This is a genomic window from Xenorhabdus mauleonii (assembly GCF_900113945.1).
Taxonomy (GTDB): Bacteria; Pseudomonadota; Gammaproteobacteria; order Enterobacterales; family Enterobacteriaceae; genus Xenorhabdus; species Xenorhabdus mauleonii.
This window is the reverse complement of the sequence record NZ_FORG01000008.1, coordinates 150,753-170,429: the sequence shown is the minus strand read 5'-3', so window position 1 is coordinate 170,429 and position 19,677 is coordinate 150,753. Positions and strand designations below refer to the sequence as shown.

The 19,677-nt window shown below is 43.9% G+C and carries 18 protein-coding genes; 5 read left to right on the top strand and 13 right to left on the bottom strand.

The genetic code is table 11. The features are described 5' to 3' along the window. Positions 1-4 precede the first annotated feature (4 nt). From BM100_RS10300 to znuA, 6 genes are all read right to left on the bottom strand, one after another. Entirely contained in the window at positions 5-1,708 is a 1,704-nt protein-coding gene (locus BM100_RS10300) for a ShlB/FhaC/HecB family hemolysin secretion/activation protein (protein WP_092510597.1), read from the bottom strand. A gap of 966 nt (positions 1,709-2,674) precedes the next feature. Next, positions 2,675-3,202, bottom strand: a complete 528-nt coding sequence (locus BM100_RS10295) for a hypothetical protein (protein WP_092510595.1) — start codon at positions 3,200-3,202, stop codon at positions 2,675-2,677. 497 nt (positions 3,203-3,699) lie between these two features. Next, a complete protein-coding gene (locus BM100_RS10290; RefSeq protein WP_092510593.1) occupies positions 3,700-4,905 on the bottom strand; it encodes an MFS transporter in 1,206 nt (401 codons plus the stop codon). Between the two features lie 440 nt (positions 4,906-5,345). Continuing rightward, the gene (gene lpxM, locus BM100_RS10285; RefSeq protein WP_092510591.1) at positions 5,346-6,314 is read right to left on the bottom strand and encodes a lauroyl-Kdo(2)-lipid IV(A) myristoyltransferase; all 969 of its coding nucleotides are present in this window, start codon (positions 6,312-6,314) and stop codon (positions 5,346-5,348) included. Between the two features lie 123 nt (positions 6,315-6,437). Continuing rightward, complete coding sequence (gene mepM / locus BM100_RS10280) at positions 6,438-7,751, bottom strand: murein DD-endopeptidase MepM (RefSeq protein ID WP_092510589.1); 1,314 nt, start codon at positions 7,749-7,751, stop codon at positions 6,438-6,440. A 20-nt stretch (positions 7,752-7,771) separates the two neighbouring features. Further along, positions 7,772-8,749: a zinc ABC transporter substrate-binding protein ZnuA gene (gene znuA / locus BM100_RS10275; protein ID WP_092510587.1), complete on the bottom strand. Its 978-nt coding sequence runs from the start codon at positions 8,747-8,749 to the stop codon at positions 7,772-7,774. 76 nt (positions 8,750-8,825) lie between these two features. Here znuA and znuC point away from each other — a divergent pair, with 76 nt between their 5' ends. Both znuC and znuB read left to right on the top strand, forming a co-directional pair. After that, positions 8,826-9,584 carry a zinc ABC transporter ATP-binding protein ZnuC gene (znuC, locus tag BM100_RS10270; RefSeq protein WP_092510609.1) on the top strand — a complete coding sequence of 253 codons (759 nt, stop codon included), beginning with the start codon at positions 8,826-8,828 and terminating at the stop codon, positions 9,582-9,584. Beyond that, positions 9,581-10,366, top strand: a complete 786-nt coding sequence (znuB, locus tag BM100_RS10265) for a zinc ABC transporter permease subunit ZnuB (RefSeq protein ID WP_092510585.1) — start codon at positions 9,581-9,583, stop codon at positions 10,364-10,366. The genes znuC and znuB overlap by 4 nt, the downstream gene beginning before the upstream one ends. Before the next feature lie 268 nt (positions 10,367-10,634). Here znuB and ruvB read toward each other — a convergent pair whose 3' ends face one another. The 6 genes from ruvB to aspS all read right to left on the bottom strand — a co-directional run bounded on the left by ruvB (position 10,635) and on the right by aspS (position 15,994). Then, on the bottom strand, positions 10,635-11,642 hold the full coding sequence (ruvB, locus tag BM100_RS10260; protein WP_092510583.1) for a Holliday junction branch migration DNA helicase RuvB: 1,008 nt from the start codon (positions 11,640-11,642) through the stop codon (positions 10,635-10,637). Positions 11,643-11,658: 16 nt separating this feature from the next. Further along, positions 11,659-12,276 (bottom strand): Holliday junction branch migration protein RuvA, encoded by a 618-nt coding sequence (ruvA, locus tag BM100_RS10255; RefSeq protein WP_092510581.1) that lies wholly within the window; start codon positions 12,274-12,276, stop codon positions 11,659-11,661. An 80-nt stretch (positions 12,277-12,356) separates the two neighbouring features. Further along, the gene (ruvC, locus tag BM100_RS10250; protein ID WP_092510579.1) at positions 12,357-12,878 is read right to left on the bottom strand and encodes a crossover junction endodeoxyribonuclease RuvC; all 522 of its coding nucleotides are present in this window, start codon (positions 12,876-12,878) and stop codon (positions 12,357-12,359) included. A 138-nt stretch (positions 12,879-13,016) separates the two neighbouring features. Continuing rightward, positions 13,017-13,760, bottom strand: a complete 744-nt coding sequence (locus BM100_RS10245; protein ID WP_092510577.1) for a YebC/PmpR family DNA-binding transcriptional regulator — start codon at positions 13,758-13,760, stop codon at positions 13,017-13,019. A gap of 30 nt (positions 13,761-13,790) precedes the next feature. After that, positions 13,791-14,225: a dihydroneopterin triphosphate diphosphatase gene (nudB, locus tag BM100_RS10240; protein WP_092510575.1), complete on the bottom strand. Its 435-nt coding sequence runs from the start codon at positions 14,223-14,225 to the stop codon at positions 13,791-13,793. Next, entirely contained in the window at positions 14,225-15,994 is a 1,770-nt protein-coding gene (gene aspS / locus BM100_RS10235) for an aspartate--tRNA ligase (protein WP_092510573.1), read from the bottom strand. Before aspS ends, nudB begins: the two co-directional genes overlap by 1 nt. 269 nt (positions 15,995-16,263) lie before the next feature. On the opposite strand from aspS, the gene BM100_RS10225 reads away from it, so the two are divergent. The 3 genes from BM100_RS10225 (at position 16,264) to cmoB (ending at position 18,711) form a co-directional block, all read left to right on the top strand. Then, a complete protein-coding gene (locus BM100_RS10225; RefSeq protein ID WP_092510569.1) occupies positions 16,264-16,662 on the top strand; it encodes an MAPEG family protein in 399 nt (132 codons plus the stop codon). A gap of 280 nt (positions 16,663-16,942) precedes the next feature. Then, complete coding sequence (cmoA, locus tag BM100_RS10220; RefSeq protein ID WP_092510567.1) at positions 16,943-17,743, top strand: carboxy-S-adenosyl-L-methionine synthase CmoA; 801 nt, start codon at positions 16,943-16,945, stop codon at positions 17,741-17,743. Then, a complete protein-coding gene (cmoB, locus tag BM100_RS10215; protein ID WP_092510565.1) occupies positions 17,740-18,711 on the top strand; it encodes a tRNA 5-methoxyuridine(34)/uridine 5-oxyacetic acid(34) synthase CmoB in 972 nt (323 codons plus the stop codon). Before cmoA ends, cmoB begins: the two co-directional genes overlap by 4 nt. Before the next feature lie 57 nt (positions 18,712-18,768). Here the strand turns inward: cmoB and cutC are convergent, their stop codons facing one another. After that, a complete protein-coding gene (cutC, locus tag BM100_RS10210) occupies positions 18,769-19,521 on the bottom strand; it encodes a copper homeostasis protein CutC (protein WP_092510563.1) in 753 nt (250 codons plus the stop codon). Positions 19,522-19,677: the final 156 nt, after the last annotated feature.

Here is a 19,677-nt window from a genome sequence, read left to right as displayed (position 1 = left end):
CCCCTCAGTACTGCCAGTTCACGCTGAAACCCACATAGACACGGTCAGTTTTAAACCCGTCGGGTTTGGAAAACGGTGTGCCCACGGAGACGTCATACGCCAGATTGGCCGGGCGAATATGGCCTTTAACACCTATCACGCCGCCGGCCAATGTTCGGCCGATAATCCGGTCTGCGCCTTGGCCGCCAACCCGGCCATAATCTGCCCCAACATACAGTTGCTGTTCCGGCAGCGGGGTTTTCCAAGACAAGGTATTGCGCAGTGTCCAGCCCTCACTGGCACTTAATGTGCGTTCGCCATCAAATCCCCGCACTGTCCAGCGGTTCCCGATGCTGAATTGGTCTTGCGGGGTCAATGGTGTATTGCTCCACTGCTGCAGGTATTCGATACGATGTTCGAACTGGGCTTTTGCCAAGGAGAAGGGAGTATTCAGTGACGCAGAAAGTTGGATAATTTCTGCTTTTGCCGTGGCATAGTCCGGAGAGGATGGATCGCGGCTTTCTTCAGAGGCCGGCAATGCCCCGAACCAGCGGGTACCTTTCTGGTAACGCACTCCGGCATCCAGTACTGCTGAATTCAGATAATGGCGATGGTTTAGCCCCAGACTCCAGTTGCTGGTACGGCGTTTTTGGGTTCCGATTTCAGTCTGTTTGATATAGCTACGGGTTTGCCGGACATTCACCCCGTAAGTCAAGGTCGTTTTCGAACTGGCATTGCGATGCAGAACCCGGCTTAACTGGGCATTCAAGCTCTGACTGCGTCCACGGTATTTCGCTTCTTCATTTAGCTCAGGGACAGTTTGCGCATACGTGTATTTACTGCCCGTCACCGCAAACTGCCAGTCGCCGAACGGCACCGAATAATGCGCGGTGTAATTGGTCGAATCTTTGCGGTTGGAGAAGGCCAAATCACGGGTCATCGACACATACAGTAAATCGCTCAATGACGTCGGGTTATCCAGCGCTAACATCAGCCCGCCCTGAGTCCGCCCCGTGGGTTGACCGCCGCTATTATCAACCCACGCCCCGGCATGCCAGAAACGGGATTGGTGGCGTTTAATCACAATGTCGCTTTCGCCGGGTTGCTCCCCCGGCACCAGTTCCATTGAGGCTTGCACATTAGGCAGCCTTTGCAAATTTTCCAATCCTTGCTCAATATCACGTAAATCCAGCAAGCGTCCTTCACGGGCCGGCATGGCGTTATAGAGCGTGGCGTAGGTGTCGGCATCATCAGCATAACGAATGTGTCGTACCCTACCCAGGACGATATGCAACTTAAGTTCGCCCTGACGCAAATTCTGCTCGGGGGCAACGACCCGGGTGGTCACCCAACCGTGGGCAATCAACCGATTTTGCATATTGCCCATTAACAAGCTAATACCTTGCATCCCCAGACACTGCCCGTTGGCCTGATTGGCCAACCGTTGTAACGGCACCCAATGGGGCAAGGCATCCCGACCGGACAATGCCACTTTATGGATAACAAAACACGGTGTCTCTTTCGGAAATGTCAATCGGGAAACTGACGCAGGACTTTCCGCAAGTCGAACACTCGGTGCCTTAGCTTCCAGACTTTGTTCTAAAGCCTGCTGTTGTTGTTTTTGATGGATAAATGAGTGTTCATCGGCCAGTACAGATGGAATGGTAAAAAAAACATATATAGCTAACCCGACTATTATTTTATTTTTGCTGTGTATTTTAATCGCCATAATTGAACCAAAAACTATTTAGCGCTATCAATGAGCACTATCAAACAACCGCGGGGAGAATTCAGAGGGACAATTATGGTTTAATCTGAATATTTTTCAAATAAATAAAATAGATCAAAATCACAGAGATGAATTTATTAAATTTACCTGGTTTTATTTTACGAAATTGAATTTAATTTAAAATTATATTTCGGAAACCAACAGAAAAACCATCAATCAATTTAGTATTTGTAAGAAGAAAAATATAAACATGATATAAAAATAGAATTTAACCCATTAATATTAAGGTGGTTTTTAATGCATTGATAAATAGCTAATCATCTGTCATTTAAACGCGGTCATGTGGAAAAAGCTCATAAAATGATGATGTTATTATTTTCCAGCAACCAATTAAAAACTGGATCATTAATATAAATCAGAAAATCTCCATAATAGAAATGGATTGCAACATTGACATTACCTCTTCTTTGTAATTGACCTGAATGAGTTTTCAATTTTGTCCGTAGGCACGCCTGGTTACATCTTGTTTTTATCCTTTTTTTAGGAAAAATTTATCAAATGAGCGCCCTGACAAATTCAATAAAAAAAATGAAGGCACTGGTAATAACAGACATTGTTGGAAGATAACCATAGAAAGTGAAGCATTACCTTATTGTACACGGGCTAAAGGATTCATGCCCGCTACTGCCCTTGTAACCAGCCTAGTGCTTATCCTCTAGTGATGGGATAAAATTCCCCCAGCTCCGAAGGCAACAAAAATCCACGATTTTTGGCCTGAACAGCCTGTAATCAGCTTCATTTGAAGGTAAATGAAACCAGCAATGTGCTCCACCATGTGGCAAGTGATTTTCTCTTGAGCAGTGAAAGATGACAGTAAAATTTCTAATTAAATGGAATTTACTGCCTATCTTATGATTGATAAGGTCACATAAAAACCAACACTAAAAATTAAATGATAATAAAGTGTTAATCATTATTATATAACCAGTACTCCATTAATTTATGATCCTGTATTTGTTTAATATAGTCGGTTTTACTGATATAAGGAAACTGTTCATAATATTCTATTACATTCACTACATCCTGATTTTTTCCTAAAAAATACGCTTTCGTCTTATCCTTATCTTCACCAAAAATTGGTTCAATATCCATTGCACATCTAGCATCAAAATGGGTTTCAAACTTGGTTCGATAAAATAACAGTGAGTCTTCTATGTCCGCCATAGTCAACAACATATATGACAATGCTCTCATAAGATCGGTACCATATTCATAGAGCGCACAACTCTCAATTTCTTGTTCCAATAAAAAACGGATAAGAGATTTATGCTCAGTTGCAAAGACGGGGTATAGCTCTTGAGTAATTCGTATACGATTATGTCGATTGTTATCTCCCCTTTCATAATAACCATCTTTGCCATTGTCTAAAACAATAAATGATGAAAGTATTTCTCTCGGGAGAGAGAGATAATCTCGAATTATATACTCATACATATTTATTCCTTTTTTATTCTAAGCGCTATCATGTTAACAAATAAAATGATAACTGCTACTTCCTAAAAAAATACGTAAACCATTCTAACTTAAACGTGATGTCGATTATATCCGTATTAAAATATGTTATCCCGTCATAATCGGCATTTTAACATAGCGTTATCAGGTGCAATATTTTGTATATCCAGCCATTAATTGAGTTCACTCTCCTCTATTGTGCCTGCACTGTGCCGATAGATAATCATGGGATGGCATAGATTTCTGGGTGATGTTCATAATACGTTGATAAGAAAAATGGCTGAGCAACTGGCCGAGGCAGGCATCCGAGCCACGGCTTCGGAGAAAACATGAATTCACTCGATAAGCGGAAAAATTTATGGATATCACCAATGGTAAACGAGGAAACAATGACCGCTTATCAATGCGATAAATCTGGAAAAGGCTGTTTCAAAACGGGCGTAACCTGTCACTCAGAGAAACGCCGTTTTGACATGCTATTACTCCGTTGGATCATTTGCCGTCTTCATAATATTTCTGCGATGCACGCCCAGTATAATTAATGCGATAGCCGCAAGAGCGAGCCAAGGCAGTAACACTTCATTTAACTTTTCCCACCCTATATTCTCCAACAGTGCACCCGCGCTGAGTGAGCATGCCAGCCCGACCACAAATATAGTCATATCATTGACTGCCTGTGCGATCCCTTTTTCTGATGGTGAAAATGTGGTGGTTACGAGTGCCGTTCCGCCGATGTAAAGGAAATTCCATCCAAGCCCCACAAAAATAAGTGCGCCTGCAAAGGAGTAAAATCCCGTACCCGTCAGGGCTAGTGCAATATGACAAGCGTAAAGCAAAATGCCCGCCAGCATTATCTTGATGCTTCCGAACCGTTCAATCAATGTTCCCGTGAAGAATGAGGGTAAAAACATACCGAGAACATGCAACTGAATGACTGTTGATGTGTCAGACAGAGAATGGGAATGATGAGACATGGCGAGAGGGGTCGCTGTCATGGCAAGAATCATGATGCCGTAACCAGTAGCCGCACCAAACAATGCTATCAAGTAGGCCGGTTGCGTGATAACCCTTTGCCACGGGCGCGCAGGCTCATGTGTAGCCACAGCTTCCATTCTGGATGGTATGGCAAGACGCGAGAGGATCAAAACCGCTACCACTGAAATTCCAGCGAGAATAGCAAAAGAGCCAAGGTAATGCGGCGTCAAAATATCTTTGCCAAGTCTGGCAAGCAGTGGCCCTGCAAACGCAGCCACGATCCCCCCTGCCATGACCAAAGATATAGCACGTGGCCTGAAAGTATCACTAGCCACTTCAATTGCAGCAAAACGATAAAACTGTGCAAAAGATTGGTATACCCCGACCATAAAGGTGCCTACGCACAGCAGGATAAATGAAGATGTAATAATGCCTGTACCAGCGATAATTCCTCCAGCAACACCCGCCACAGCTCCCGCGCAGAATCCTTTTTTTCGCCCTACCCGGGACATCCAGAGGGAAGCAGGAAAGATGGCCGCAGCCGTACCGAGAAACATTGTTGCGATTGGTGCGGTAGCAAATTTGGGCGATGGGGCAAGCAGACCACCAGCAAGCCCACCAATGGTCATGACAAGTACTGAAACGGTCTGAAAGATAGCTTGTGCACTTGCCAGAATTAGTACCTGTCGGTACATGTTTTTAACGGACATTAGATTTCCTGTATAACGATAATTGAGTGATTAACAGACTAAAAATCTGAATATGTGCCGGATAAACAACATGTTATTTATCATTGAATTATTCTTAAAATTCAATTTAGGATGATAATATATATTTATCTTAAGTTAAATTTAAGTTTTTTATTTGGCATAAAATTACTCTCAAGCAGTTATCACTTTTAAGTAAATGAAATCCTATCTGCATCGCAAATATGTTGGTAAAAAAGAAATGATTATTGAAGGGGAATAAAGCCTAAATAAGTGATTAATGAATGGAGGGAATGGAGGGAATCGAGAGTATGCAACAAACGCTGTTAGGGTTGATAAATCAATAGGCTGATGGAAACTTAAGCATCCACCAGCAATAAAAGTGGTTATCTACCTTAGAGAGACTGCAATTCAAATAGCCTATTTATCTGATGGCCTTCACATTACAGATCTTGCCTCTTATAAGGTTCGATATCCCCTTCTTTTCGCGTTTTAAGCAGTTTTAATATCCATGTATAGTGTTCAGGATTAGGTTTAACCAATTCTTCAACTTCCTGATTCATACGGCGGGCAATATATGCATCATCCTGCCCTTCAATATCATCCATCGGCGGGCGAATAAAAATATCCAATTGATGAGTCTGGCAGTTATAAACTGGAAATAATGGAACAACCGCAGCGCGGCAGACTTTCATTAAACGCCCAACCGCAGGCAACGTTGCTTTGTAAGTAGCAAAGAAATCGACAAATTCACTTTGCTTTTCACCGTGGTCTTCATCTGGCAAGTAATATCCCCAATAACCTTCGCGTATTGAGGCGATAAAAGGTTTTATGCCTGCATCACGGGAGTGCAAACGTCCACCAAAAAACTGGCGTGTTTTATTCCACAAATAATCGGCTACAGGATTGCTTTGATGGTGAAACATACCGGATATTTTGTATCCGCGAGCGGCCAAAAGCATGGCCGGTATATCTATCGCCCACCCATGAGGAACCATTAAAATGACATTTTTTCCCTGTGCTTTTAAGTCTGTTAAAATTTCCTCTCCGTGCCATTGGGTGCGTTGCAATGTAGATTCTGCACCTTTTAAACAGAGTTCTGCCAGCATGACAAATGATTGGGGGGCACAGGCAAACATTTGATCAATTAATTCTTCGCGCTGCTGATCGGTTAACTCAGGAAAACAATAAATTAAATTGATTTTTGCCCTGCGGCGAGCACTTTTCGCTTTTTTGCCCGCCCAAGCGCCAATCTTAGCCAGAAAAGGATCGCGCCATTTTACTGGAACATAGGCCAAGCTGGCTAACACCCCCACGCCAGCCCAGATCCCCCAATAGCGAGGATGTAAATAAGAACGATGAAATTTTGGGGTATATCCTGCTTTACTATCTGTGTCTTTATCTTTATTCATGAGTTAACTCTGATAATTCCAACACTCGCTTTCAAGACGCAAGCTTTCAACAAAAAATAACACAAAAGCGGATGATATCAATCATCCGCTTTTGTGTCTGTCAATAATCTAACTCAAGAACATTCAGTCCAACATTAACTTAGGTTTGATATCTCTGACCATTGCAACATATTCTGTGCGTTCTTTGCCACCCAACCCACCAGAGCGTGGCAATTTTGCCGTGAGCGGGTTAACGGGTTGTTGGTTATCCCAAAATTCAAAGTGCAAATGAGGGCCGGTTGAGCGCCCGGTGTTGCCTGACAGAGCAATACGTTCTCCCCTCTTCACCTTCTGGCCTGGTTTCACCAATAATTTTCTCAAGTGCATGTAGCGGGTAGTATATTGACGGCCATGCCGGATAGCGATGAAATTGCCTGCCGCACCATCAAATTTAGAGACGATCACTTCTCCATCTCCCACAGCCAGAACCGGCGTGCCTACAGGCATTGCAAAATCGACACCTCTGTGTGCGGTGATCCGCCCTGTAACAGGGTTTACACGGCGAGGATTAAAATGGGATGACACTCTGAATTGCTTCGTCGTAGGGTAACGCAAGAAACCACGTTCCAGACCAGAACCGTTGCTATCGTAAAAACGGCCATCGTCGGCGCGGAAAGCATAATAGTCATTACCGCCACTTTGCAAACGAACCCCCAACAACTGGCTCTGTTCGCTTTTGCCATCAAGCATTTCACGTGACATCAATACAGAAAAACGATCACCTTTGCGTAATTTACGAAAGTCAATTTGCCATTGCAGGGCTTTTGTCACTTCTCTGGCTTCACTGCTGCTCAACCCTGCGGTAAGGGCGCTGCCATTGAAACTACCGTTAATGACCCCTTTAATAACGTTATTTTCCCATTCCCCTTTTTGGAACTCTTTTAATTCCTTAAAAGAATCCCCTTCTCGGGTATACGTTCGGGTTTCTCGACGTGACAGATTCCACGTCAGAGTTTTTAAATTACCATTTTCATCAACTGACCAAGACAATGATTGGCCAATACCTAAATTACGCAGTGCCCTATGTTGATTTGCCAACAAGGAAACCTCAGAAGAGTCGATCCCAAATTGGGTTAAAATACTACTTAGGGTATCTCCACTGGAAACAACATATTGATGGGGAACATTTGCTGCTGCATCAGAGTTGCTTTCTTCATCCCCAATGCCTTCATCAGGAAATTGCTCATTAGTATCATCAGAGGCATCATCTGTTGCATCAGCAATACCATTGGGGGTACTAAGAATAATACTGTTTGTCCGTTCTTCTCGCTCATGGTAGGAGACAGGCCGCCATACTGCGACGGCCAAAGTGACCAAAGTCAAAGATCCAAGCATGATCTTATGTGGTTTTGGCAAGTTGTTGTATACCAAAGCGATAGTTTTAGCTATCTGCTGCACTAATAAAATTCCTTATCGTACTAATCCAGGCAACTCGCGTATTGTTTTGATAACTGAGTTATAAATTTCATATAGCTATCTTTGCTCAATACGATGCCGCTGCCTAAAGGATCAAGTGTCCCGATTTTTACATCAGTACCTTTGGCTACGGCGTGAATGACGGCTGGCCTGAATTGAGGTTCAGCAAAAATGCACTTTGCTTTCCGCTCAACCAATTGTGTTCGTATATGGTGTAATTTTTGTGCTCCGGGTTGTATTTCAGGATTTACCGTGAAAACCCCTAATGGAGACAATTGGTAATGTTTTTCAAAATAGCCATATGCATCGTGAAAAACAAAATATCCCTGTTTTCTCACAGGATTTAAAATACTAGCAATATTCTTATCAGTTTGTATGAGCTGTCCATTGAATTTACGTAGGTTTACTTCTAATTGTTGTTTTTGTTGAGGGTATTGCTCAACAAGCTTATCGTATATTGCTTGAGCTGCTTTCTCTGCAATCTTCGGAGAAAGCCAAATATGCATATTATATTCACCGTGGTGGTGATGTTCGTGATCAGTTTCATGTTTATGCTGATGCGATTCATGTTTATGCTGATGCGATTCACTTGAATCATGATCATCTTCACTATTTTTCAATAACAACGGCTTGATTGTTGGTAATTCAGCCAGCGCCAATTGTTTATTTTTATCAATTTTAGCTATTGGTTTCGCTAAAAATGTTTCCATATCCGGACCAACCCAAACAACCAAATCTGCCTGATTGAGTTTCTGTACGTCCAGAGGTCGTAATGCATAATCATGTGGAGAGGCACCATCCGGTAACAGAACTTGCGTATCTGTTACACCATCAGCAATAGCAGCAGCAATAAAACCCAATGGACGAATAGTTGTGACAACGTCTGCCTGCGCATACCCACTAACTCCAGCCATTAGTGCTGTCATTAATGCAACTTTATGAAAAAATTTATGCGCGTATTTCTGTTGTTTGTGTAACATAATACCAATATCCCATGCAGTAAATTGAAGATTGTTATATTATAACATTTCAATGGTTCTGCAAGACACTTTTAACATGTCAACTATGATTAGCCTAAAAAATATTACGGTTGAGTTTAGTAACCGCAAAGTATTAAACAATATTTCATTCGACCTCAAGCAAGGAAAAATCCTCACTCTGATTGGCCCAAACGGCGCCGGAAAATCAACGCTGGTTCGCGTTGTATTAGGTTTAATTCAACCGACATCAGGCACCATCGAACACAGCCAGCAATTAAGGATAGGCTATGTTCCACAGAAACTGAACCTTGATCCAACACTGCCCCTAACCGTTAAACGTTTCATGATGCTAAGGCCTAACGTTAAATCAACAGATATCATGCCTGTATTGGAGCGAGTCAAGGCAGCCCATTTATTGAAGCAACCGATGCAAAAGCTATCAGGAGGAGAAACTCAGCGGGTTTTACTTGCCAGAGCCTTGCTCAATAACCCCCAACTTCTGGTTCTTGATGAGCCAACACAAGGCGTCGACGTCAACGGGCAACTGGCACTTTATGATTTAATCAATCAAATCAGAACTGAGCTTAATTGTGCTGTGCTTATGGTATCCCATGACCTGCACTTAGTAATGGCGAAAACAGACGAAGTTTTATGCCTTAATCAACACATTTGCTGCTCTGGTACACCAGAAGTGGTGTCAATGCATCCAGAATTCATCGCAATGTTTGGTCGCCATGGAGCCGAACAACTGGCAGTTTATCGCCATCATCACAATCATCATCACGATCTGAAAGGAAAAATTATTTTGAAAAACAGTGGGGAATCACGTCGATGATTGAATTATTACTTCCCGGTTGGTTGGCCGGTATTTTATTGGCAATTGCAGCAGGGCCTCTCGGTTCTTTTGTCGTTTGGCGCAGAATGTCCTATTTCGGCGATACGCTGGCACATGCATCATTACTTGGCGTCGCTTTTGGTTTTTTACTCAATGTAAACCCATTTTATGCCGTTATTGCGGTGACAATGATACTGGCCATTATTTTAGTTTGGTTAGAAAAACGCCCGCAATTAGCCGTTGATACGCTATTGGGGATTCTGGCTCATAGTGCCTTGTCATTGGGATTAGTCGTAGTTAGCTTTATGACCAGCGTACGGGTCGATATGATGGCATATTTATTCGGCGATTTATTATCTGTCACTTATGAAGATCTTTTATTGATTGCCGCAGGCGTTGCAATTGTTGCAGGGCTGCTGATATGGCAGTGGCGTGCATTGTTATCAATGACCATCAGCCAAGATCTGGCTTTTGTCGATGGCATTAAAATTCAACGCCTGCGTGTTCTGTTGATGTTAGTGACTGCATTGACCATCGGGCTGGCAATGAAATTCGTCGGTGCGTTAATTATCACTTCCCTGTTGATTATCCCTGCTGCAACCGCCCGTCGATTCTCACGCACACCAGAACAAATGGCGGTTTTTGCTATTATTGTCGGGATGCTTGCGGTGACGGGAGGATTAACGCTATCGGCATTTTATAATACGCCAGCCGGGCCTTCTGTTGTGCTTTGTGCGGCGATGTTATTTGCGTTGAGTTTAACCTGTAAGGCTAAAAGTTAATACTGATACTGCGTTTCACCTTTCAACGAATATTTTAAATAACATTTCCAGTTCGTAAATTACTTTAAAAAATTCAATCTGATTTTGGCGATTTATGTAATCGCCAAAATCATAATGCAGAAAAAACACTTAGAAAGAATAATGAGAAAAAGCAATAACGGCAGCGTGGACTGTTTGAATTTTTGGAGGACAAACAACAACCGAAGAAAATACCTTTTCTCTTTTTCTATACCTTTTCTTTTTTTCTATAAAATAGAATTACGATGATCTATTCGCTTTCTTTACTTAATCCAAAGTGTCGATAAGCGTGATTAGTCGCAATTCTCCCCCGCGGTGTTCTTTGAATAAAGCCTTGTTGGATCAAAAATGGTTCTAGTACATCTTCGATGGTTTCCCGCTCTTCACCGATAGCCGCAGCCAGGTTATCCAACCCGACAGGCCCGCCCATAAATTTATCAATAATGGCAAGCAACAATTTGCGGTCAAGATAATCAAACCCTGCTGAATCAACATTCAACATATTGAGAGCCTGGGCGGCAATATCGCCGTTAACAGAGCCATCGCTTTTTACCTCCGCGAAATCACGCACACGGCGCAATAAGCGGTTTGTAATGCGGGGAGTGCCACGTGAGCGCATCGCGATTTGCCTTGCGCCATCGTCAGAGATGTTTAATCCCATATAGTGGGCGCTGCGAGAAACGATGCTTTGCAAGTCGTCGACATTATAAAATTCAAGGCGCTGTACGATGCCAAATCGGTCACGCAATGGCGAAGTTAACGAACCCGCTCGCGTAGTCGCACCAACCAAGGTAAAGGGAGGAAGATCAATTTTGATTGAACGGGCGGCTGGCCCTTCCCCAATCATGATATCCAGTTGATAATCTTCCATCGCGGGATAGAGGATCTCTTCCACAACTGGCGATAAGCGGTGGATTTCATCAATGAACAGAACATCGTGAGGTTCCAGATTGGTCAGCATGGCAGCGAGATCTCCCGCCTTTTCCAGCACCGGCCCCGATGTTGTCCGCAGGTTAACACCCATTTCATTCGCAACAATATTTGCCAATGTGGTTTTACCCAATCCAGGAGGGCCAAAGATCAATAAATGATCCAGTGCATCACCACGCTGACGTGCCGCCTGAATAAAAATTTCCATCTGTTCACAAACGTGGGGTTGCCCGACATATTCAGACAGAAATTTGGGCCGGATAGCGCGATCAATGGCTTCATCATCTTGCAAAATTTCTGCGGAAACCAGACGGTCAGCTTCAATCATCACTTAACTCCTGCAATTATAAAGCTGCACGCAGCGCTTCACGTATCAACGTTTCACAATCCGCGCCCGATTTAGCCACTTTGCTTATCATTCGGCTGGCTTCTTGCGGCTTATATCCCAGAGAAACCAATGCAGCCGCAGCTTCCGCTTCAATATCCGCAGTGGAATTCGTTTGTTTGGTCGTCTCAGGCAAGTTAATGTCACTGCTTTGATTAAAGAGGTCGCCATTCAGCCCCTTAAAGCGATCTTTCATTTCGACCACCAGCCTTTCAGCCGTTTTTTTACCGACTCCCGGCAATTTGACCAGTGACGCAATCGCTTCTTGCTCAATGGCTGTAACAAATTGCTGGGCAGACATACCGGAAAGGATAGCCAGAGCCAATTTTGGCCCCACACCATTAACTTTAATCAGTTCCCGGAAAAGAGCACGTTCTTGCTTATCATTGAAGCCATATAACAATTGGGCATCTTCACGTACGATAAATTGTGTAAATAAAATAGCTTCTTGACCAATTTCAGGCAGCTCATAAAAACAGGTCATTGGCATATGAACCTCATAACCGACACCATTAGTTTCCAATAAGACCAATGGCGGCTGTTTTTCCAACACGGTTCCTCTCAAACGCCCTATCACTGTTTACCCCCCTGAAAATTAAATAAATCGTTCCGCTAGCTTATAGCACAAAAAAAACTGGACGTATATCCAGCATTCAATTATTTCAAACGCCCTCGCGTTAAATTTAACCGCACATCTCCAACCCGCAACAAATTTTGACTGAGATGACAGTGCGTAATGGCGATAGCCAGAGCATCAGCAGCATCAGCCTGTGGATTAGCCGACAATTTCAACATCGAACGTACCATGTGCTGGATTTGGCTTTTTTCAGCCGCGCCTGTGCCAACCACGGTTTGCTTCACCTGACGGGCGGCATATTCAAAGACTGGAATAGCTTGGTTCGCCGCGGCGACAATGGCGACACCACGAGCTTGCCCCAATTTCAAGGCTGAATCTGGGTTTTTTGCCATGAAAACCTGCTCTATCGCAAAGGCATCAGGCTGGAATTGCGTGATGATTTCAGTCACGCCCGCATAAATTCTCTGTAAACGGCTAGGTAAATCATCTACTTTTGTTCGAATGCAGCCGCTGCCGATATAGATAAGTTGTCGTCCCTGCTGGCGGATAACGCCATATCCCGTCACTCTGGAACCGGGATCAATACCAAGAATAATCGCCATATCGAACTATTCACCGAGTATTCGCCTAGTATTCACCTAGGTATGTGCCATATGATATGGGATAAAAACGTTAGAGAAAGCGCTCTTAGCTGATTAGCAGCAAGAAGCACTTTCTCTACGCTGTGAACTCTGACTTAATTACAGCAAAGCTGCAACTTCATCAGAAATTTCACCATTATGGTAAACTTCTTGTACATCGTCAGAATCTTCGAGCATATCGATCAGACGAAGTAATTTAGGTGCAGTGTCTGCATCCAATTCAGCCTTGGTCGATGGGATCATGGAAACTTCAGCGGAATCAGCCTTGAAGCCCGCAGCATCCAGTGCATCTTTAACTTCCCCGAAAGACTCTGGAGTAGTATAGACATCAATCGCGCCATCTTCATAAGTTTCAACATCGTCAGCACCCGCTTCCAATGCGGCTTCCATGACTGCATCTTCATCCAGGCCCGGAGCGTAGGAAATCACGCCTTTTTTGGTGAACAGATAAGAAACTGAACCATCCGTGCCCAAATTACCGCCCGTTTTGGTAAATGCATGACGAACTTCAGAAACAGTACGGTTGCGGTTATCACTCAAGCATTCAACCATCACCGCCGTGCCGCCTGGACCATAACCTTCATAGATGATGGTTTCCATGTTATCTGCGTCATCATTGCCAACCCCACGAGCAATTGCGCGATTCAATGTATCGCGGGTCATGTTGTTGGACAAAGCCTTATCGACTGCTGCGCGCAAACGAGGGTTAGAATCCGGATCGCCACCACCCAAACGTGCTGCTGTTACCAATTCACGGATAATTTTGGTGAAAATTTTACCGCGTTTTGCATCCTGTGCAGCTTTGCGGTGTTTCGTATTGGCCCATTTACTATGACCTGCCATGAAAATATCTCCGATAAAACATTTAATAAACTAAATGACAAATTCTTCAATTGCTTGCCGATTACTCCATGACTTCGTCAATTTCGCGGCTTCATCAGCCGCCATCCATTGATAAGCCAAGTGCTCTGTCAGCAAGATTTCACGCTCTTCAGGTAACGCCAGCGAGAACCAATGCTCTTTATTGCGCGTTATACCCGGAGCGTATCGATATCGTAAATGCGAGAAAATCTCATAATAAAGACTGCGTTGACAGTCCAACAGTTGAAGGTTTTCACTGACTATATCAATGCCAACTTCTTCATGTACTTCACGCAACGCCGCTTCACACGGTTTTTCATCCTGTTCTAAACTACCTGTTACAGATTGCCAGAATTCAGGATCATCCCGCCGCTGTAGCATAAGCACCCTTTTGCTGTTAACAGCATAAATCATAACCAATATAGATTCAGGGCGCTTATAGGACATTATTCGCTCTCTTTTTTAGCAACAGAGATTGCAAGCTCTTCCAGTGATGCTGGATTTGCAGGGCTTGGCGCATCAGTCATCAAACATGCTGCCGCCGTTGTTTTCGGGAATGCGATAACATCACGAATATTATCGGTTTCTGTCAGCAACATAACGAGGCGATCCAGACCAAAAGCCAGACCTGCATGAGGTGGTGTCCCGTATTTCAAGGCATTCAGCAAGAAACCGAATTTCTCTTGCTGTTCTTGCTCATTGATACCCAGCATGCGGAATACCGCCTGTTGCATTTCATTGCGATGAATACGAACAGAACCACCACCGACTTCATAGCCATTAATAACCATGTCATAAGCATTTGCGATCGCTGATTCTGGATCTTTTTCCAGTTCAGCCGCTGACATATCCTTCGGAGATGTAAATGGATGGTGCATTGCCGTCAAGCCACCCTCTCCGTTTTCCTCAAACATTGGGAAATCAATAACCCAGAGTGGTTTCCAGCTATTCAGATCTGTAATGTTCAGATCACGGCCCAATTTCAGACGCAGAGCGCCCATCGCATCAGTAACGACATTTTTCTTATCTGCGCCAAAGAACAGAATATCGCCATCTTGTGCATTGGTTCGGGAAAGCAAACCTTCAACCACTTCAGCAGACAGGAACTTGGCAATCGGGCTTTGCACTCCTTCCAGACCTGCCGCACGGTTGTTAACTTTCATCCATGCCAGACCTTTTGCGCCATAGATGCCAACAAATTTACCGTATTCGTCAATTTGCTTGCGGCTCAATTCTGCGCCACCAGGCACACAGATGACAGCAACACGGCCTTTTGGATTGTTTGCAGGTTCAGCGAAAACGGCAAATTCAACGTCTTTGACCAGATCAGCCACATCCACCAGTTCCAGCGGGTTACGCAAGTCAGGTTTATCTGAACCAAAACGGCGCATGGCTTCTTCGAATGTCATGATTGGGAAATTGCCCAAATCAACCCCACGCACATTCAACCATAATTCGCGGATCAATTTTTCCATGATTTCACGAACTTGTTCAGCGCTCATGAACGAGGTTTCAACATCGATTTGCGTAAATTCTGGCTGGCGATCTGCGCGCAGGTCTTCATCGCGGAAGCATTTGACAATCTGGTAATAGCGGTCAAAACCAGACATCATCAACAACTGTTTAAACAGCTGCGGAGACTGGGGCAGCGCATAAAACTCACCTTTATGAACCCGGCTAGGCACCAAATAGTCACGTGCGCCTTCTGGCGTTGCCTTGGTCAACATCGGTGTTTCTACATCGAGGAAACCTTCCGCATCCATAAAACTGCGCACAAAGCTGGTGATTTTTGCGCGGGTCTTCAAGCGCTGGGACATCTCAGGGCGGCGCAAATCAAGATAGCGATATTTCAGACGCTGTTCTTCACTGTTATTTTGCTTACTGTCCAGAGGCAGCGGCTCAGAACGGTTAAAAACGGTCAGGCTTTCTGCAAAAACTTCAACTTCGCCAGTTGCCATATCTTTGTTGATTTGGCTGTCAGGGCGTGCGCGCACAATCCCTGTAATTTGAATACAAAATTCATTACGCAGCTCAGAAGCCTGAGTAAAGATCTCTTTCTGATCTGGGTCGAAGAATACCTGAACGATACCTTCGCGATCTCGCATATCAATGAAGATCAAACCACCCAAATCACGACGACGGTTTACCCATCCACAAAGAGTTACTTTTTGGCCTTCATGGACTCGGCTTAACTGCCCACAATAGTTAGTTCGCATACAATATCCTTTTACTCAGCTCTTATGCTTTCTGCTGCGGAAATTTTGGCATTGTTCTTTTTTAGGAAGAATTGTCAAAAAAAGATGGCCATTATACTGGAAATTATCACTGGAGATAAGGCTATAACACTGTTCTTAGCAAGACAATTTTTTTGCTATCTGATAATAGTCATAGAAATTATCATTAAATACTATGATTTTTAGCGACAGTTTTCCTTTTGGGGTTTATCATCATCCAGCCGTTTTTGGATTGGGCAATGGAGTTAAAAATGGTTAGCTCACTTTATATCGTACTGGGCGCACTATTATTGATTAAGCTATCTCTGGATGTAGTCAAGTTGAGAACGCAATATCGGGTATCCTATGGCGATGGGGGGTTTTACGAATTACAAACAGCCATCCGGGTTCATGGTAATGCCGTTGAGTATATTCCGATCTCAATGCTGTTATTGGTTATGATGGAGATGAATGGGGCAGCCGTCTGGATGCTGCATATTTGTGGATTAGTATTGCTTTCCGGTCGGGTATTGCACTACTTTGGCCTGCGTCATCGTGAAATACGCTGGCGACGTATGGGCATGGCAGCAACGTACATCTCAATGCTGATAATGATTGTTACTAACATTTATTACTTGCCGTGGGAGCAAATTTTTTCTCTTTATACCTAAGTTGCTCACCATGTGCATATCGATATTTCAAGTTGTTGTTAGCAACACGATTTATAATTAGTGTTTACAATATGGCAGCTTGAAAAGCGGAATAATGTGTAAATCATGCACATCAATATCAATCACATGTAAAAGTGTGATGTCACAAAGCCACAAAATTTTATCATTGCCCGAGGCGGTATTTTTGCCGCCAGCGGGTTTCTGCTGATTATCTATTTCTGCCCTTTCCCGCATTCTGATAGAATAGTGATTTCTTATTGTTTCAAAAATCAATTCTGTTATGTCAAATCAAGACCCTTATAATCAACGGGACAGTCTGTTTTCTGCTCCAATAGCCAGTTTAGGTGACTGGAGCTTTGACGATCGTGTTGCCGAAGTCTTTCCTGATATGGTGAAACGCTCTATTCCCGGTTATTCCAATATTATTTCTATGATAGGTATGCTGGCAGAGCGTTTTGTAACACCAAACAGTCAAATTTATGATCTCGGTTGCTCTCTCGGTGCTGCTACGTTATCGATCCGCCGTGCCATTAGCACCAATGGCAGCAACAGTGAAAGTAATGACACAGGCAATCGTGCAGATGGCTGCCGCATTATTGCTGTCGATAATTCATCCGCAATGGTTGAGCGCTGCCGTCGTCATATTGATTCATTCAAGGCCAATATTCCCGTCGAAGTCATTGAACAAAATATTCTTGATACTGACATCAAAAACGCCTCCATTGTCGTACTGAATTTTACCTTACAATTTTTGCATCCAGACGATCGCCAAAAAATGTTGGATAAAATTTACGCGGGATTAAAACCCGGCGGTGTTTTAGTTCTGTCTGAGAAATTCAATTTTGAAGATGAAAAAATCGGCGAATTGCTGTTTAACATGCATTACGATTTCAAACGGGCCAATGGCTACAGTGAACTGGAAATCAGCCAGAAGCGCAGTATGCTGGAAAATGTCATGCGGACAGATTCCGTTGAAACCCATAAAACGCGCCTTAAAAAAGCCGGCTTTCAACATGTCGAAGTTTGGTTCCAATGCTTCAATTTCGGATCATTGTTGGCAGTAAAAGGAGCTGAACAATGATCGATTTCGGTAATTTTTACCAAGTGATTGCCAAAAACCACTTGAGCCATTGGTTAGAATGTCTGCCAGCCCAATTAAACAACTGGCAAAAATCGTCGCTGCACGGGCAATTCAGTTCATGGCTGAAGGTATTGGAAAGACTCCCTGCAATGACCCCAACTCAGGTTGACCTGAAAAATGGCGTCATTGCAACCCATGAGCCTGACCTGCCAAATGGTGAAAAAGAGCGCATTCACAATATACTGAAAATCTTTATGCCGTGGCGTAAAGGCCCTTTTTCACTGTATGGCGTTGATATAGATACCGAATGGCGTTCCGATTGGAAATGGGATCGCGTACTTCCCCATATTTCCCCGCTGGAAGGCAAAACCGTACTGGATGTAGGCTGCGGCAGCGGCTATCACATGTGGCGCATGGTTGGTGAAGGCGCTCAACTGGTTGTTGGCATTGATCCAACCCAACTTTTCCTTTGCCAATTTGAAGCAGTCAGAAAATTGTTGGGCAATGACCAACGGGCCCATCTTCTGCCCTTGGGCATTGAGCAATTACCCGAGCTAAAAGCGTTTGATACTGTATTTTCAATGGGCGTACTTTATCACCGCCGCTCTCCCCTCGACCATTTATGGCAGTTGAAAAATCAACTGGTTTCCGGAGGTGAGCTGGTGTTAGAAAGTTTGGTCATTGAAGGTGATGAACATCAATGCCTCATTCCCGGTGAACGTTATGCGCAAATGCGAAATGTCTACTTTATTCCATCGGCCAAGATGTTAAAAGTTTGGCTGGAAAAATGTGGTTTTGTCGATGTCAGGATTGTCGATCAGGCAATGACTACACTGGATGAGCAACGCCGGACAGAATGGATGAAAACTGAATCGCTGGTTGATTTCCTTGACCCGGATGATCACAATAAAACGGTTGAGGGCTACCCTGCGCCTTTGCGGGCTATTCTCATCGCACGCAAGCCATAAATATTGATGTGTGAACTGCCGCCCATGATGGTAGTTCACACATCCAATAGTCAGGTTCTATTTCTTCCGCTCCACCAAACTAATGATCCCCTTCATTGACTCAACCAGTTGCCCATCTACACAATAATAGGAATATTCGTCCACTTCCCGGTCATCCGAACTCATCGTCACACCCGCTTTTCTATATTTCATGGATGATGGTTTCAGTTTTCCTGCTGAACTATGGAGTTCAGTCATGCCACATTCCAGAAACTTACCGATGTTACTCGCTCTGATACCCGCTCCCGGCATAATAATCGGCCCTTGGCTGGCTTGAATTAATTCTTTTAGCAGAGGCAACCCCAGTTCAGCACTTTGTTGCTGACCGGAGGTCAAAATACGTTTCACACCCAACTCTGTCAGTTGTTGCAGAGCAACATGCGGATTAAAGCACATATCAAAAGCACGGTGAAAAGTGACTTCCATACTCCCAGCCAATGACATCAATTGCCTCATGCGCAGGCGATCAATATGGCCTTCATCATTAAGAACCCCAAAAACCACACCGGGAAATCCCATATCGCGGATATGGGCTACGTCGTTTTTCATCACCTCAAAATCAGCGTTGTTATAGCAAAAATCGCCTCCTCTTGGACGTACAATTGGATGTACGGGAATCGATAATTGCTGTAGTGCTTGCTGCAATGTCCCGAAACTGGGTGTTCCACCACCTTCCGACGGACTTGCACTGAGTTCAATGCGATCAGCTCCTGCCGTTTGGGCAGTCAAAGCACAACTTACGCTGTAACAGCAAATTTCCAGCTTTATCATTCAAAGCCCCTCGGATATAGATTTTTAACAAATCATTGATGCTTCCAAATTACTTCATTAGCAAACTTCACAGAGAAACTCTCAAAAAGCTGCGGCTCAGAAATGACCGTATGCCCATTATTCCGGGCATAACTCTTAGCCATCAGTATTAGACAT

Bases quoted from the DNA above. Each gene is read 5' to 3' on its own strand.
- BM100_RS10300 (WP_092510597.1), bottom strand. From the start codon at position 1,708: ATGGCGATTAAAATACACAGCAAAAATAAAATAATAGTCGGGTTAGCT.
- BM100_RS10295 (WP_092510595.1), bottom strand. From the start codon at position 3,202: ATGTATGAGTATATAATTCGAGATTATCTCTCTCTCCCGAGAGAAATA.
- BM100_RS10290 (WP_092510593.1), bottom strand. From the start codon at position 4,905: ATGTCCGTTAAAAACATGTACCGACAGGTACTAATTCTGGCAAGTGCA.
- lpxM (WP_092510591.1), bottom strand. From the start codon at position 6,314: ATGAATAAAGATAAAGACACAGATAGTAAAGCAGGATATACCCCAAAA.
- znuA (WP_092510587.1), bottom strand. From the start codon at position 8,749: ATGTTACACAAACAACAGAAATACGCGCATAAATTTTTTCATAAAGTT.
- znuC (WP_092510609.1), top strand. From the start codon at position 8,826: ATGTCAACTATGATTAGCCTAAAAAATATTACGGTTGAGTTTAGTAAC.
- znuB (WP_092510585.1), top strand. From the start codon at position 9,581: ATGATTGAATTATTACTTCCCGGTTGGTTGGCCGGTATTTTATTGGCA.
- ruvB (WP_092510583.1), bottom strand. From the start codon at position 11,642: ATGATTGAAGCTGACCGTCTGGTTTCCGCAGAAATTTTGCAAGATGAT.
- ruvC (WP_092510579.1), bottom strand. From the start codon at position 12,878: ATGGCGATTATTCTTGGTATTGATCCCGGTTCCAGAGTGACGGGATAT.
- BM100_RS10245 (WP_092510577.1), bottom strand. From the start codon at position 13,760: ATGGCAGGTCATAGTAAATGGGCCAATACGAAACACCGCAAAGCTGCA.
- nudB (WP_092510575.1), bottom strand. From the start codon at position 14,225: ATGTCCTATAAGCGCCCTGAATCTATATTGGTTATGATTTATGCTGTT.
- aspS (WP_092510573.1), bottom strand. From the start codon at position 15,994: ATGCGAACTAACTATTGTGGGCAGTTAAGCCGAGTCCATGAAGGCCAA.
- BM100_RS10225 (WP_092510569.1), top strand. From the start codon at position 16,264: ATGGTTAGCTCACTTTATATCGTACTGGGCGCACTATTATTGATTAAG.
- cmoA (WP_092510567.1), top strand. From the start codon at position 16,943: ATGTCAAATCAAGACCCTTATAATCAACGGGACAGTCTGTTTTCTGCT.
- cmoB (WP_092510565.1), top strand. From the start codon at position 17,740: ATGATCGATTTCGGTAATTTTTACCAAGTGATTGCCAAAAACCACTTG.
- cutC (WP_092510563.1), bottom strand. From the start codon at position 19,521: ATGATAAAGCTGGAAATTTGCTGTTACAGCGTAAGTTGTGCTTTGACT.